Source organism: Vibrio tarriae, assembly GCF_002216685.1.
GTDB lineage: Bacteria > Pseudomonadota > Gammaproteobacteria > Enterobacterales > Vibrionaceae > Vibrio > Vibrio tarriae.
This window is the reverse complement of sequence record NZ_CP022353.1, coordinates 822273-837451: the sequence shown is the minus strand read 5'-3', so window position 1 is coordinate 837451 and position 15179 is coordinate 822273. Positions and strand designations below refer to the sequence as shown.

10 protein-coding genes are annotated in these 15179 nt (G+C 41.7%); 2 read left to right on the top strand and 8 right to left on the bottom strand.

All coding sequences use genetic code 11. The features are described 5' to 3' along the window. Positions 1-184: 184 nt before the first annotated feature. Positions 185-1717 (bottom strand): hypothetical protein, encoded by a 1533-nt coding sequence (locus CEQ48_RS09485; protein WP_089071070.1) that lies wholly within the window; start codon positions 1715-1717, stop codon positions 185-187. A 548-nt stretch (positions 1718-2265) separates the two neighbouring features. Here CEQ48_RS09485 and CEQ48_RS09480 point away from each other — a divergent pair. After that, positions 2266-3443, top strand: a protein-coding gene (locus CEQ48_RS09480; protein WP_089071069.1) for an IS3-like element ISVch4 family transposase whose coding sequence is annotated in 2 segments (ribosomal slippage) — positions 2266-2524 and positions 2524-3443 — 1179 coding nt in all. Because the reading frame shifts where the segments join, the coding sequence is not laid out codon by codon here. Positions 3444-3538: 95 nt separating this feature from the next. Further along, a complete protein-coding gene (locus tag CEQ48_RS09475) occupies positions 3539-4459 on the top strand; it encodes an IS5 family transposase (RefSeq protein WP_089071068.1) in 921 nt (306 codons plus the stop codon). Positions 4460-4601: 142 nt separating this feature from the next. Here CEQ48_RS09475 and CEQ48_RS09470 read toward each other — a convergent pair whose 3' ends face one another. The 7 genes from CEQ48_RS09470 to CEQ48_RS09440 form a co-directional block, all read right to left on the bottom strand. Then, on the bottom strand, positions 4602-8291 hold the full coding sequence (locus CEQ48_RS09470; protein ID WP_089071067.1) for a zinc-dependent metalloprotease: 3690 nt from the start codon (positions 8289-8291) through the stop codon (positions 4602-4604). Between the two features lie 24 nt (positions 8292-8315). Then, positions 8316-9176 (bottom strand): hypothetical protein, encoded by an 861-nt coding sequence (locus CEQ48_RS09465; RefSeq protein WP_089071066.1) that lies wholly within the window; start codon positions 9174-9176, stop codon positions 8316-8318. A 176-nt stretch (positions 9177-9352) separates the two neighbouring features. Continuing rightward, positions 9353-10192: an ABC transporter ATP-binding protein gene (locus tag CEQ48_RS09460; protein ID WP_089071065.1), complete on the bottom strand. Its 840-nt coding sequence runs from the start codon at positions 10190-10192 to the stop codon at positions 9353-9355. A 2-nt stretch (positions 10193-10194) separates the two neighbouring features. Further along, positions 10195-11061 carry an ABC transporter ATP-binding protein gene (locus tag CEQ48_RS09455; protein ID WP_089071064.1) on the bottom strand — a complete coding sequence of 289 codons (867 nt, stop codon included), beginning with the start codon at positions 11059-11061 and terminating at the stop codon, positions 10195-10197. A 17-nt stretch (positions 11062-11078) separates the two neighbouring features. Then, entirely contained in the window at positions 11079-12908 is a 1830-nt protein-coding gene (locus CEQ48_RS09450; protein ID WP_089071063.1) for an extracellular solute-binding protein, read from the bottom strand. 28 nt (positions 12909-12936) lie between these two features. Beyond that, on the bottom strand, positions 12937-13980 hold the full coding sequence (locus CEQ48_RS09445) for an ABC transporter permease (protein WP_089071062.1): 1044 nt from the start codon (positions 13978-13980) through the stop codon (positions 12937-12939). Next, positions 13980-15002 (bottom strand): ABC transporter permease subunit, encoded by a 1023-nt coding sequence (locus CEQ48_RS09440; RefSeq protein WP_089071061.1) that lies wholly within the window; start codon positions 15000-15002, stop codon positions 13980-13982. The genes CEQ48_RS09445 and CEQ48_RS09440 overlap by 1 nt, the downstream gene beginning before the upstream one ends. Positions 15003-15179: the final 177 nt, after the last annotated feature.

Below are 15179 nucleotides of genomic sequence, written 5' to 3'. Positions count from 1 at the left end.
ACGTAGATACGATGTACGATTGTAAATCGGTAAATACTGTAACGATTGCAACTGGTAGCGATATTGTTTTTCCAAGTCTTTGCGTTTCGCTGCATCTTAAAAGATCTTTTGACTAAGATAAATTTCTCGCACAAATTGAACTGCTGCTGTCAATAACGTAATACTTCATAGTAAAACAGATTGACTATCTGCGCCCAATAATAGGGTTACATTCAGTCATAGAGGAGCACGCTAGTATCGGTTGTTCAATATGAGCTCGCTCATATATTACCTCACTACTCATCCCAAATGCTTCCGATGTACCTATCGATGTGCTACTTGTGTTTTTAGAGCTTGCTGAACCGTCATTCTTCACACTTGTTGAAACGAGATGGTCGAACACTATAGGATCAACTAAATGAACAAGATGATAATTTTTAAACTCATTGCTAATAGATGGGTCTTGCAAAAGCTCATGTAAGGTAAGCTTATCAAATCCGTCTTTATTCACTAACGCAGCTAAGGTAGTTGAAGAAAGCTCTCTTAATAGTTTTTCCACTTCTTCTACTGATGCTAGTGTATTGATTTTAGCCTGTATGCTTTCATCAGAATAAATGAATTGTAAAGGTAAAAACGACAACTTACTTCCTAGTATCGGATCAGCCATTATATCAACTAAAGTAAGTTGGCTTATTGATGACAACCCTTCGATAGTCAACAGCATTGGATCTATATGTGAGGATAAAAATGAAGCAACCCGATAATGTTCTCCTCCTCCAAAGATATAACCGTTCTTATTTAACACTGTATCTGAATCCAAAAACCATAGTTCGTTCGATATTAAACCAAAACTGCTCAATTGCTCATATTCTAATGAAGATAAATCACTCCATGGGTTAATATGAGTGTCTTCACCTCCCCCATAAACCAGTTTAAACTCACTAGAAATGGTGATATTCCCAAAACCAGCACTACCTCCTGTCAGTTGTAATTTATTGCTTCCAGCGTTACCAACACCTGGCTTTTTACTACCACCAACCCCTACTTCAACTTCGGTCTTATTCCCTGATTCATCCTCATGTGTATATTTTCCGTTGAGTTTATTGGATAAATTATTGACTGTATCAGACACAGAATTAACAATATCTGCTGTAGCCTCAGCTGTAGTTGCTATTGCATCTGCTCCATTTTTTGTTCCTTGATTATTGCTATCCTCATTATTATTGCTATCCTTATTATTATTGCTATCTTCATTATTGTTATTTTTATTTGAATCTACATTTATAATTGTTATATCAACATTAAAACACAAATATTTACAACCACTATCTGCATTAGATTCTATTAGCCATGGAGCATATGGACCGTTATAAACTATTGGAAATTCTTTATCCAAAATATTTCCCATAGGTACACCAGATGCAATAGTAGCATAAAAAATAGGATGATCTTTTTTAACTGGATAAACTAGTGGCATAAGTGGACTATATATTTCAATTTCAGTTGTACCATTGATATCTGTCGAATTTAGTAATTCATTTATGAAGTCATTACTTCCACCTTTAAGTTTTGACACTCCCATACATACAGCAACAGCACATATATCGGGTAAGTCATTTGTAGTCAACAGACGTCCATTGCTTGGTAATAAGCTTGGATCCACAAGTGTCGTGGCTAATATTGTTGATGGCATAGTTAAACTAAAAGTAATTAAAGCCGACAAGAATTTTATTTTCATAATTAAGTTCCATTTAAATTTCATTCATTATTAACACTAAGACTGATTGATAATAAATCACCAACAGATATTAAACTAACAATATTTACCTTCGCTTTCCACCAGATAAAATTGAACCACACCTAATAAAAACAAACACATAATAACAAAGGTATAAGTTATACCCTTCCTACTTGAAGCTGCAGCGGTGTTGGCTACACTCGTTCGCCCCAATCACATAGTTTGCCTATGCTCATGGGGATTCACTTACTTGCCGCCTACCTGCAACTTCAAGTAGTTTGGGTATATACCAATGAATATAAAGTTAACATCTAATATTAACACGTAGATTATCAACAATAAAAAAGCAATCCCATCTTACGTCAGAGTTAACTCACCACTAAAAATAAATATTTATACCTATAACTAAAATCACCGTTAAAAATTTAAAATACAAATCAAACTATTATCTGAAAAATAAACTGATACATATGTTTTGTAGTGACATAGTGAATTTGGTCACTTAGTTAGAGGTGATATCATCACCTCATAAGTTAACAGGTGACATTATGACAAAACGTACAAGACGACTATTTAGCGCAGAATTTAAGTTAGAAGCAGCGCAGCTAGTCTTAGACCAAAATTACTCAGTGACGGAAGCAGCCCAAGCCATGAATGTGGGCAAGTCCACGATGGATAAATGGGTTCGCCAGCTTAGAGAAGAACGCCAAGGGAAAACACCGAAAGCTTCACCTATGACCCCTGAGCAAATAGAAATTAGGGAATTGAAAAAGAAGCTGGCTCGCCTTGAAGAGCATAATGAAATACTAAAAAAAGCCACGGCTCTCTTGATGTCGGACTCACTGAACAATTTTTGATAATCAAGAAACTCAAGCAGAGCCACAGCGTAAAAATATTATGCGAAATCTTCAATGTTCATCGAAGCAGTTATAACTATTGGCTTAAACGCCCAGCGTTAATTAATGCGGAAACAATAAAACTGCGCAGCTTGATTAGCGAGGCTCACGCCGCAAGCAATGGCTCTGCGGGAGCGAGAACCATTGCAGATATAGTCACAAATCAGGGTGTAAAGCTGAGCCGATACCGAGCAACAAAGCTAATGAGAACTCTTGGTTTAGTGAGCTGCCAAGAACCAAAGCATCGTTACAGAAAGGCTTCACAAGAACATATTGACGTTCCAAATCACTTAAGTCGTCAATTTGCTGTTACGGCTCCAAATGAAGTCTGGGCTGGCGATGTTACGTATATTTGGACAGGTAATCGGTGGATGTATTTAGCGGTCGTTATCGATCTTTTTGCCCGAAAAGTGATCGGTTGGTCAATGTCTTTGTCGCCTGATAGTCGGTTGACAGGTAAAGCGCTGTCTATGGCCTATGAATCTCGCGGAAAGCCAAAAGGTGTCATGTTCCATAGCGATCAAGGCAGTCATTATACTAGCCGTAAATACCGTCAATTACTGTGGCGCTTTCAAATAAAACAGAGTTTATCTCGCCGAGGAAACTGTTGGGATAATGCGCCGATAGAGCGCTTCTTTAGAAGTCTGAAGACGGAATGGGTGCCAACTGTGGGCTATCGTAGCTTCGCTGAGGCTCAACAAGAGATCACCCGCTACATTATCGGATATTACTGCCAACTCAGGCCACATCAGTATAACGGTGGTCTAACTCCCAATGAATCAGAACGATTATATTGGGAAAACTCTAAAACCGTGGCCAATTTTAGTTGACCACTACATTTATATTGGCGTTGTTGCTTAAATCGATGGAACTAAATCAGAAACTTACGATCTGATCGGCTAAGTACGTTAATTACCCTAGCCTCATGCCGAAACCTCGCTACAAAACAACGAATTGGAAACAGTACAACAAAGCCTTAATCAACCGTGGTTCACTCACTTTCTGGATTGATGAAGAAGCCATTTGCCAGTGGAAGCAGAGTAAACAAGATAAACGCGGTAGACCTCGTCAGTTCAGCGACTTAGCCATTACCACTGCGCTTATGGTGAAACGAGTTTTCTCAATGTCGTTGAGAGCATTGCAAGGGTTTATTGATTCTGTTTTTACATTGGCTAACGTCTCTATAGTCTGTCCACATTACAGTTGTATCAGTCGAAGAGCTAAGCAAATCGAGGTTTCATTTAAACGAAAGACTAGAGGTGCAATACAACATCTAGCTATTGATGCGACGGGTCTCAAGGTTTATGGCGAAGGTGAATGGAAGGTCAAGAAGCATGGTACTGACGGGAAGCGTAGAGTCTGGAGAAAGTTGCATTTAGCGGTAGACACCAGCACTCACGAAATCGTCGCGGCAGAACTGAGTTTATCGAATGTTACCGATGCAGAAGTCCTTCCTAACTTGCTCAAGCAAACACGCCGAAGAATAATCGAGATATCTGGTGATGGCGCTTATGACACAAGGGATTGCCATGATGCCATACGGTTCAAGCGAGCTATTCCACTCATCCCTCCAAGAGAAGGGGCAGCCTTCTGGGAGAATGGCCACCCTAGGAATTTAGCGGTAGGTTGCCAGAAGCTCTACGGCTCCAACAATAAGTGGAAAAAGCGGTACGGCTATCATAAACGTTCACTATCAGAGACAGCAATGTATCGAGTGAAGCAGTTGTTAGGTGGACGGTTAAGCCTGAGAAACTACAATGCTCAGGTTGGTGAAACTTACGCCATGATGAAAGCGCTGAACAAGCTTACGGGGCTTGGTATGCCTGAAACACAGTGTGTTGTATAAGAACTACTCAATTGCAGGCATTTTGGTTCTCTGACCGAATTACGCAACAAAGCCGTTTATATTTCTCATCTACGCGATAAATGACTTAGAACTTAAAACATAAGCCTACCAACGAGGTAGACTTATGCTCTTTTTTAGCAGCTTAGTGTGCCGCTAAGTCATCACGTAGATACGATGTACGATTGTAAATCGGTAAATACTGTAGTGATTGCAATTGGTAGCGATACTGCTTTTCCAGATTTTTGCGTTTTTCCGCATCTTGGAAATCGGCTAGCTTAATGGTTGTTAACACAACATCATCGTACGTTTTCGCTGGATCTAGTGCTATTTCCGCTTCACGAGCGAGCAGCGCTTTATAATCTTGCGTAAAGCCAATCATCTTCCAAGCGTAGGTGTTAGCACTGGTCGCATAATAAGTAGAGCCGTTGCTACGTACAAAGGTTCTTTGCTTATCCATAGCGACCGGAGCGGGCTCACTACGCATAGTGATTTCGCGAGCAAACACTTCATCACGCTGGTCAACGCTATCACCAATCGAGTTCACTACCATAGCGGTCAAGATAGCTTTGTTCAAACGAATCTCGCCGTAGCGTGGTAAACCAAATTGATTGAGTATCGTTTTGCGAGTGTACACAGGCAGCGGATCAATCATGTCATCCCATGAGTAGAATGTGAATTCTCCCTTAGGTGCAGCATAACGTCCTTCCGCATTCTTGAAATTGAGTGTCATCGTTTCCGTACCCAATATCAGGCTGTCTAGCAACAGCTGTCCAGGGTAGTGAATTCTGAGGCTATCCGTTTCAAAAAATCTTGGTAATTCAATTAACGATAGAGTTGATCTCTCAGTGATGCTAATGCGACCGACACGATTTGCCAAGGTTGCTGCTGCTGCCAGCTTATCCGGCCAATGCCCCATATAATCAATATAGCCACTGTAAGCATTGACTGGGGCAGTACGAGGTGCTTTACCACTATTAAGGAACTTACCAACCTCACCTGTGACTGTCACAGTGCTACCCAAGGATTTCAGTACACCTTCATCATAACAGCTGGTTGGTACGTGGTTTATCGCAAAGTTGTTGCGATTTGTACTGAAGACATCCTCCAACTTACGATAAGTAACCTTCCCATCGGCATCGACCAATTCACAGGTATGATCTGGCTCCATCAGAATGCTGATTAACTTACTACGCGCACTGTTAACAGCTCGAGGTGCTCCACACAGGTAATCAAATGCCCAATGTGCAGCGTTGCTTTCTTTATTACAGAATGATTTTTGATAAAACGGTAAGGCCATCGAAGTTGAAACATCAAACCGCCCTGTGATATCAAAGAGTAGAGGACCAATCTCTTGTGTACGGTCCAGATCTTGTAGCTTGTTACGCCAATCCATGAACTGGCTTAATCGATTCAAGGTTGAGTCGACAGCTGTATACTCAGTAAAATCCTTCTTCATTTCACGAAGCGTACGCTTGTAATAAATATCGTCATACGATTCGATTTTAAAAGTCATGATCTCATCTAAATTACGACCTTCATCGAAGCGGTTACAATCGCTATTCGAACTTACGTGTCCATCGGTACAATATTTGAATTGACGAATCGGTTGATCATCAAATTTTTCGACTAAAGCTTGAATAGTACCATTCGCAACATTCTGAGAAGGTGCCACAAATGGATTGAGGACTTCGTCACGAAGCTGGGTATCAAACATGCCTGCATTCAGGAAGACCTGATTGACGCTCTGAGTGTTGTCAGGATTGACAACCGTTTTAGTTGCTTCTACTTGCCGTTTATAACCGAAGCGCAACGCAGCCAAATCATACGGACCAAACACAGGCAACGCATTCATCACGGAAGGGTTATAATCCATGATAGACGAGTAGCCAGGAACGGTACGCAGCCCATGTTCAGCCAGCTCTGTCTGCTTGAAGTAGTTACTGGAGTCATTACTTCCCTTGAAGTTATGACGTAAACCGAAATTGTGACCTAATTCATGCACCAGAGTTTTAGCGTAAAACACCCCTGTTATGTATAAACCGAGGTCATCTTGTTGCTTCTCAGTCAACTCGTTCCATGATTTTAAGTTGCCAACCACACCAACTTGGCCATCTTTCCAAAGTTCTTTATCTTGGAAATTAAAGGTCATTCCACCTAAGGAAGAGGGTAGCGATTTAACCGTTGCACCTACACGTAACTCGGAAACTGGGTACATGTTGTTCTCAGCCCACAGACGAGTCTCTAATTCACGTAGCGCGGATATCTGTTCATAAGACAAATCATCATCAACAGACGCCATTTGCTGTGCAACGCCGTTAATTACATCTGCCAGTGTCTCAAATTGCTGAGGCTGCTCAGGAATAACTTCTTCTTGGGGCAGATCGAGTGCTGGAACATTTTGCTGGAGCTCGTAATGAATCACGTCTGTACTGCTTGCAGAAGCATTGGGCGTAGTGGCTGGTGAATCAACTTGTACTGGCTCCGCCTCAACAGGTGTTACACGACCTTTGTTGTAGTCTTGCGCCATACGATCCCACATCCAATCAGCACCAGAACGTAGAACACCTGAGTATTGGTTGACGTGTGCATGCACGATTTCACCCGTTAAAGGGTTGACCGCAGAAGGACCATAACCTGCCAAACCGTTATCCAATGGCTCATCAATCAGATTGATTACGTTGTAGCGTAAATCACCCGACTGTTTACCACTCGGTTCATGCAGTCGAATTTGTGGCACACCCACTTTGGCCAGTTGCGGGTTGATGCGCTCAATTACCTCTTTGGTCACTTGCTTGAAGAACAGCGTTTCTGCATTTTGATTGAAGCTGTCTGACAAGTGATAATCGATATAAGGCTGGTTCGGGTTAAAACGATGCAGGTATTTGAACGTCTGATCAAACTGATCTTCTACATAAGAAGGATCGGGTCTGCCCACTTCATTGGCGAAGAAACCAAATTTATCTTCATCCCCTTTCAAATAAATGACTGGATCATAAATCCCCTTGTCACTATTGCGCACCGCTGTCGAGGTGGGTGATGGAGAACGAACCAAGTCCAAAGGCACTAATGAATAAAATTGCGATACGCTGAAAGTCAGATTGTCAAAATTAAAATCACTTTCTGTCAAAGCGTTGATCATACAGTTCCAGCTATTGGTAACACGGTAATCTTGCATCAGCTCAAAGTTGAGCACGCCATCGTTCGTGATTTCATAGCCTTTCCAGCCTGTTTGTGTGTCATTCGCCAAACGTGGCGAACCCACTTTGGTATAACAGCCATTAGAAAATGTCAGCAAATCGCTTATTGTTGCTTCTGCAACCGTGGTTTTTGTGAAATCAGGTTCAAAATACGAGCGCTTATGCCAAGGCACTTCGTTGTTATCAACTTTCTCTTCTTTATTGGTACATTCGTTGTAATCGTTTTCTTTACACTGATAGTCAACGTAATCAACCGGAATTGAAAGTACAAGGCTTTGGTCATCGGCTCTTTCGATCCATCGTCCTAATGCTTTAGAATCAATTTCACCTTGGCTAATGACATCAGGGCTAATCATGCGAACTTTAAGCTCACCCGATTTTGCACTGTCGTTATTGGCCTCAAAAGCAACCGTCACTAACTTTTCCTGCCCTTGCATGAATGGGGCCATTGAACCCGCATAGCGGGGGGCATGAGCCATCGAAGGCATATAGAGATACACTTGATCCGTTTTAACTTGATCTCTAGAGTATGAACTGCTTGGTTTTGATAAATATTCATAGGGTTGATCATCTGCACCACAACCAGCCAGAATACTGGTAATAGCAGATGCCAACGCAATACGCTTAAATTGCATTGTCTACTTCCTTATATTAATTTCCTAGAATGAGTACGTCAGTTGTGCGATATAACTCGCCTTATCCGTATCAAATAAGTCTAAATTTCCCAATGTTCCGCGCTCTGCATCACTATAAAAACCTGCGCTAGATACAGTAAATGACGCCGACCATGAATCAGAAATTTGATAGTTGCTATAAACTGAAGCCGCATAGGTAAATTCTCGGCTCCGATTTCCTTTATAACTCGTACCATTACCACCCAACAAAGACATACCCAATGTCAATTTATCAAATTGATAATTAACATCAGCAGAAACAGAATAAACCCATTCTGTTAATACACGTCCATTCATAGTTTGGTATTTATAGAAGTTTTTCCGAAGTCTTGGCGATACGGAGTAATGGCCACCAAGCATTTTAAAACTCACCGGCATAGAAAGCCGAAAAGCGGTATAAAGCTCGGTATCACGAGACGTTTCTGAGGTAGGAATCGTCAATTGTCCACCAAGCCCTAAGCGCCCTGTTTCACCGAAAGTGAAGAGATTAGAGTAGTTTAAACCGACGACAGTATCTGTCACATAAGTCCCTGTTTTATCCTGAAAGACTCGGTAGCCACCACCTGTAATATAGGCTCGCAGCTGTTCCGACACAGGATAATTTAGAGTGCCATTCCATGACAAATTACGGACGGAGCGGTAGTCATCTTTGTCATAAAGGTTGCTGTCGTAAGCCAAAGAGGCTGAACCAGACAACTGACAAATGAGACACTGCTGGTCTTCGTTTAAAGTCAGATCACTATTTTGATTTGTTGCTTCTCCTCCTGCAGACACTGCGGCTGCAGAAAAAAGGCTAACAACTAAAAATGAAATAGGATTGACCCTACACTTTTTTATGTTGTGCATAGTTAACTTCCAAAAAGCATTCAGTCCTAAACTGAACAAATTTTGATGCTCAGTAGAATAATATTAACTACCGAACATCACCCCAAGCGTAGATGACTATCCACACCTGAAATTTAAATATTATTATTGCTATAGTTTATACATATGCAGCAAACAGAAAATAAGCCGTAGATTGATTACACATCTATTAAAGATGATTTCCGAGTGGGATCTCCCTTTCTCCTATATTTAGGATGTGTTATTGGAATAGCAGAAAGTAATTTCTTGGTATAGTCATTCTTAGGGTTGTTATAGACCTCTAACACATTGCCATACTCAACAATTTTTCCGAAATACATAACGGCAATATTATCGGAAACCTGCTTAACAACAGACAGATCATGCGAAATAAAAATAATCGCTAAGTTCATTTGCTGCTGCAATGTCAACAGCAGATTAATAATTTGAGCTTGGACCGACACATCAAGCGCAGAAACTGATTCATCACAGATCAACAGTTTGGGTTTTAATGCAATCGCTCGCGCAATCCCAATTCGTTGACGTTGGCCGCCAGAAAATTCATGAGGATATCGCTCAACAGCATTAGCTGGCAACCCTACTTTTTCAAGCAGTTCTAAAACCCATTTTTTACGCTCTTGAGCATTACCGACTCCGTGGATAATGAACGGCTCTTCCAAAATCATCCCGATGGTATGGCGTTGGTTAAGCGACTCTAGCGGATCTTGAAAAACAATTTGCATTTCTTTACGCAGCGAACGCATTGCTTTAGGTGAGAATTGGGTAATATCTTGCCCTTCAAAATAGATCTTCCCTTCCGTTGGCTCAAACAGTTTAAGAATCGTACGCCCTAAAGTGCTTTTACCACAGCCAGACTCGCCAACAAGCCCTAGTGTCTCCCCTGGTTGGAGTGAAAATGAGACACCATCTACTGCCTTGATTACGTAACCGCGCCGAAACAGTTTTTTACCTGAGATAAAATGCTGCTTAAGGTTTTCAATTTTGAGTAGTGTTTGCATAGTTACCCCTTAAACTCCGGAAACAGCTGTGAATCAATCGGTTTAATTGGGATCAACTGCTTAGGTGTATGCTCTAAACTGGGCATTAAACTCATTAATCTTTCGGTATAAGGGTGTTGTGGGCGATCAAACAAATCAAACACATCTGCATGCTCTACGACTTTCCCTGCATACATCACCACGACCTCATCGCACACTTCTGCAACTACACCTAAATCATGGGTAATAAAGATCACCGCCATCCCCGTTTCTTGCTGTAAATCCTGAATCAGTTCCAAAATAGATGCCTGGACGGTAACATCTAATGCTGTTGTTGGCTCATCACAAATCAATACTTCTGGCTTACAGGCCAATGCCATAGCAATCATAACGCGCTGACGCATACCACCAGAAAGATTGTGAGGATACTCATCAATACGCTTATCTGCCATAGGAATACGCACTTTTTCCAGCATCTCCAATGCATGTTGACGCAGAGCTGAGCGGTTAAGCTCTGGCCTATGTAAGGCCAGAGCTTCCATCAATTGTTTACCTACGGTATGGACAGGGTTGAGTGCAGTCATCGGATCTTGAAAAATGATCGAGATACGATCGCCACGCATCGCATACATCTCTTTAGGTGGTAGTTTCACCAAGTCTTTTCCGCGATAGAGGATCTCTCCACCAATAACTCGACCATAGGGTTTAGGTAGTAGCCCCATGATTGACATTGCGGTGACGCTTTTCCCACAACCCGACTCACCCACTAAACCAAGTGTTCGTCCTTTTTTGACGTCAAAACTCACTCCGTGCAGAATTTTTACAGAACCGTTGTCAGTCAAAAATTCCGTTTCAAGCTGCTTAACACTCAGCAGCACTTCCTCACTCATGGCTAACTTCCTGCAGATTACAGCTTATACTTCAGATCAAGAACGGTAACTGGCTCAAAAACTTTACCATCTTTCATCGCTTTCTCGGTCTCTTGCTTCACTTCAGGATCTATCCAAAAGGTGTGCAGACCTATTTCACGATCAACAGGGAACAAAGCTTGTGTTCGCTTGGTCATCGGATCATTAGGAAACTTAATCCAACGCCAATGTGCTTCACGCGCATAAGTCACCATATACCCTGGCACAATCACATAGGCATCAGTAATCACTTGCTGAATTTGATGCGAAAACGATTGTTTCTTCTGAACATCGAATTCAATTTTGTATTGCTCAATCAAACCATCTAGCTCAGGTGAACTGTAGTTAGTATGGTTGTTGGTTTGCGCTTTATTCGCGTTAACCGAGTGGAAATATTCCCAGTACGCCGGAACATCTGATGTGCCCATATTCACGAAAGCCAACTCATGTTTTTTCTCGAGAATGTATTTAAAAGCAGAGGACCCATCGACCAAGTTCAAGGTAAATTCAAGCCCAGCTTGCTTAGCTTGCTCTTTCAAATAAGCAATCCTTGGCGTCCATGAACTCACACCATAAGTAATTGCAAAAGAAAGGCGTTCACCTTTGGCATTGACACGAATACCGTCAGCACCAATTGTGTTAAATCCAGCAGCCTCAAAATGCTTAATGGCTTTTTCTGGTTCAAAGCGCGGTGGCTGAGGGTTTGGTAAATCATAGCCACCATGGCCAAAACCCATCGCATGTGGCTTACGCGAATAGTCTCCACGAGTGATTTTTTCGATCATGCCATCGAAATCAGTCGCATACGTTATCCCTTTGCGCACATTGACATCACCAAGCAGAGGCATGGAAACATTCATCCATAAACCACCTGCACCTTGTGGCATCTGGTTATAGCCCCAGAACTTGTGAATGTAGCCTTTCTCGTAGAGATCACCATTCGCCTTTTCATGCCAAAGCGCAGGTAAAATCATGTTGAAAGCATCCAATGAACCTTTTTCAAAATGCTTTAGTGCAATGTCTTCATCACGAATAATCGTCAACCTAATTTTATCCACGTTAAAGCGGTGCTGATAATAGCGGTTGCTATAACCCCACCAATCATCTCCCACATGCTTAAAAGTGATGCTTTTGCCCTTTTTCACCTCGTCAAGGTAATAGGCATTCGTGGTTGGTTCACCTTCAAAGTTATAACGGCGCACGAAATCATCATCAATACCGTCTTTGTTCTCATCTTTCTTGGAATTGGCATAAAAATGCTCAGGACGAGGGACCAGAGAACCCAAGGTATAGAGCAGGTCTTCTTGGTTTTTCTCTACCTTACTCACGGCTGCGAACGTGTAATCATCAATTTTGAACACATCCTCAATCACCGTGGTGTAATACTCGTTATACCAAGGCGCAACGATGTCAGGTGAACGGTAAAATTTGAGCATGAAGACAAAATCGTCAGCGGTGACTGGTTCACCATCAGACCACTTGGCTTGTGGATTAAGTTTGAAGTAAACCGTCTTATTGTCACCCGCAAATGCCCATTCATTAGCCAGCTGTGGGATCCACTCTAACGTATCAGGATGTTTCGCCACCAACGCAGGAACATCATCAAGGAAATAGCCTCTCAGCCCTGAGTTTGAGTCTGGGCCAACACTGCGCAAGGTTTGAGGAAAGCTCAATAAATGAGTGCGATAAGTTCCGCCTCGTTTCGCCTCTGCTGATGCGAAAACTGGCTCATCCCAATTGGTTTGCCATTGCAAGTTACTCGGCAACGAGGCCGCATACAGGCTGGTGCTCGCTGCGGCAATAGCTGATGCAATAAAGAGTTTTTTCATCTTAAATGTCCCTATTCTTTCCTGTCTATCACACGTAACGTGTGTATTTCTTCGGATCAAACGCCGCTCGAATTGCTTCACCAATAAACGTTACCATCACCAATACAGAAACAATTGCGGTGACGACCGAAGCAACAATCCAAGGTGCATCAAGATTCGATTTTCCTTGTTGTAATAATTCGCCCCAACTTGGTGTTGGCGGCATTAAGCCTAGCCCTAAATAATCTAACGCAGTCAGTGCCGTGATATTGGCAGCAATCGTAAACGGTGCCAGTGTCACAATCATCACCATCGTATTCGGCAAAATATGATGGAATAAAATTCTTGCCGTCGATGCACCGAGCGCTCGTGCCGCTGTTACATACTCACGTGCAGATTCTTTATACGTCATGGTTCTCATGTACCAAGTGATCCCAATCCAACCAAACAAGACGTTAATCGCCACAAATAGCACAAAAGTAGGTTGCGTGATGGAGACTAAGATCATGATGACATAAAGGAATGGCACCATAGACCAAACCTCAATCACACGTTGCGCAAACAGGTCAAAACGGCCACCAAAGAAGCCCATCGCACAGCCGACCACTGTACCAATCGCATACGAGATGGCCATGGTTATTAAAGCAAAGCCCATTGCAGTACGAAAGCCGTATACTAAGCGAGCTAATACATCCCGCCCTATCACATCAGTACCGAGATAATGCTGTTTTTCAAAATCAGGCGCTAACGGTGGAAACTCACCACTGAAGTCCTGTTCATAAGGGTTCCAAGGCACTAAAGGCAAAACAACAAAATTCTCTCCACCTTCTTGTTCAAACAACATTTTCAACTGTCGATAGTCAGCTTCACTCGCATACCCCAAACCAAATTCTGTTCCAGAGTACACACTACTGACTACTGGGAAATACCACTCACCTTGGTATTTCACCACTAAAGCACGGCTGTTAATAAAAACTTCCGAAAATAATGAAAGAGTCAATAAAATAGTAAGAAAAATGAATGACCAATAGCCACGTTTAATTTCTTTAAACGCTCTGAGCTTTTTTCTGGTTAATGGGCTGATTGTTATCATTACTCACCAAACCTTACTCGTGGGTCAGTTGCTGCTACACACAAATCAGACAAGATATTTCCAACCATTAACATCACTGCGTTAATTGCGACAATCCCCATAACAACCGGATAATCTCGTTCCATAATCGATTCATAACCAAGCAATCCAATTCCATCGATATTAAATATCACTTCAATAAGGAACGAACCTGTCATAAAAAACAACAGGGAGTTTCCAAAATGACTTGCGACCGGAATCAAACTATTTTGTAAAGCATGCTTTCTTACCGCTTTATTAAATGGCAAACCTTTCGCAATCGCGGTACGAATATAATCCGCAGACAAATTCTCCATTAAGCTATTTTTCATAGTCATCGTTAATGTTGCAAAGTCACCAATCAAATAACAAATAAGCGGCAATATGGCGTGCCACATAATATCCTTAAACTGCTCAGAAAATGTCTCATAGTCGGAGAAGTCATCGCCTACAAAGCCCCCCATAGGGAACCATTCTAGATGGTAGGAGAATACTGTGATCAGAAAAACCCCCACAACATAGCCTGGCAATGCGTAACCGACAAAGATCATAATCGAGGAAGCAGAATCAAAAACAGAGCCATGCTTGATCGCTTTGTAATATCCCAATGGAATTGAAATAAAATAGCTAATGAAAAATGTCATTCCACCATAAAATAGGGAAACAGGTAATCGTTCTTGAATCATGTCAAGAACAGGTTCGTAATAACGAGTAGACTCACCAAAATCAAGAGTAATTATTTTGCTTAGCCAATCAAAATAGGCTTCAAGAATAGGTTTATCTAGCCCATAAAATGCATTGAGCTGTGCGATTTGATCATCAGATAAAGCATTACTTTCGCTCACATTCGAATAACTAGCACTATCAGACATAGACTGCATATTGGCTAACATTCGTTCAACCGGGCCTCCCGGCACAAAGCGAGTGATAGTAAAAATAAGAATAGTAATTCCTAAGAAGGTTGGCACAATTAGAACCAATCTTCGCAATATATACGATAACACTTACAAGCGTACTCCATGCTGTAATAAATAAGTTATCAAGACCGTAAGCTTCCAGTACGGTCACCAAATTGTGAGTTGCTCAGACTGCAACTTTAAGAAGATCGAGAAGTCATTCTTTAGGTGCGTATTTAATACAAATTTTTAGTGTAATATCAAATGCTAATTTGCAACAATTTA

Coding starts and splice junctions, on each gene's coding strand:
- CEQ48_RS09455 (WP_089071064.1), bottom strand. CDS start 11,061: ATGAGTGAGGAAGTGCTGCTGAGTGTTAAGCAGCTTGAAACGGAATTT.
- CEQ48_RS09450 (WP_089071063.1), bottom strand. CDS start 12,908: ATGAAAAAACTCTTTATTGCATCAGCTATTGCCGCAGCGAGCACCAGC.
- CEQ48_RS09485 (WP_089071070.1), bottom strand. CDS start 1,717: ATGAAAATAAAATTCTTGTCGGCTTTAATTACTTTTAGTTTAACTATG.
- CEQ48_RS09445 (WP_089071062.1), bottom strand. CDS start 13,980: ATGATAACAATCAGCCCATTAACCAGAAAAAAGCTCAGAGCGTTTAAA.
- CEQ48_RS09475 (WP_089071068.1), top strand. CDS start 3,539: ATGCCGAAACCTCGCTACAAAACAACGAATTGGAAACAGTACAACAAA.
- CEQ48_RS09470 (WP_089071067.1), bottom strand. CDS start 8,291: ATGCAATTTAAGCGTATTGCGTTGGCATCTGCTATTACCAGTATTCTG.
- CEQ48_RS09460 (WP_089071065.1), bottom strand. CDS start 10,192: ATGCAAACACTACTCAAAATTGAAAACCTTAAGCAGCATTTTATCTCA.
- CEQ48_RS09465 (WP_089071066.1), bottom strand. CDS start 9,176: ATGCACAACATAAAAAAGTGTAGGGTCAATCCTATTTCATTTTTAGTT.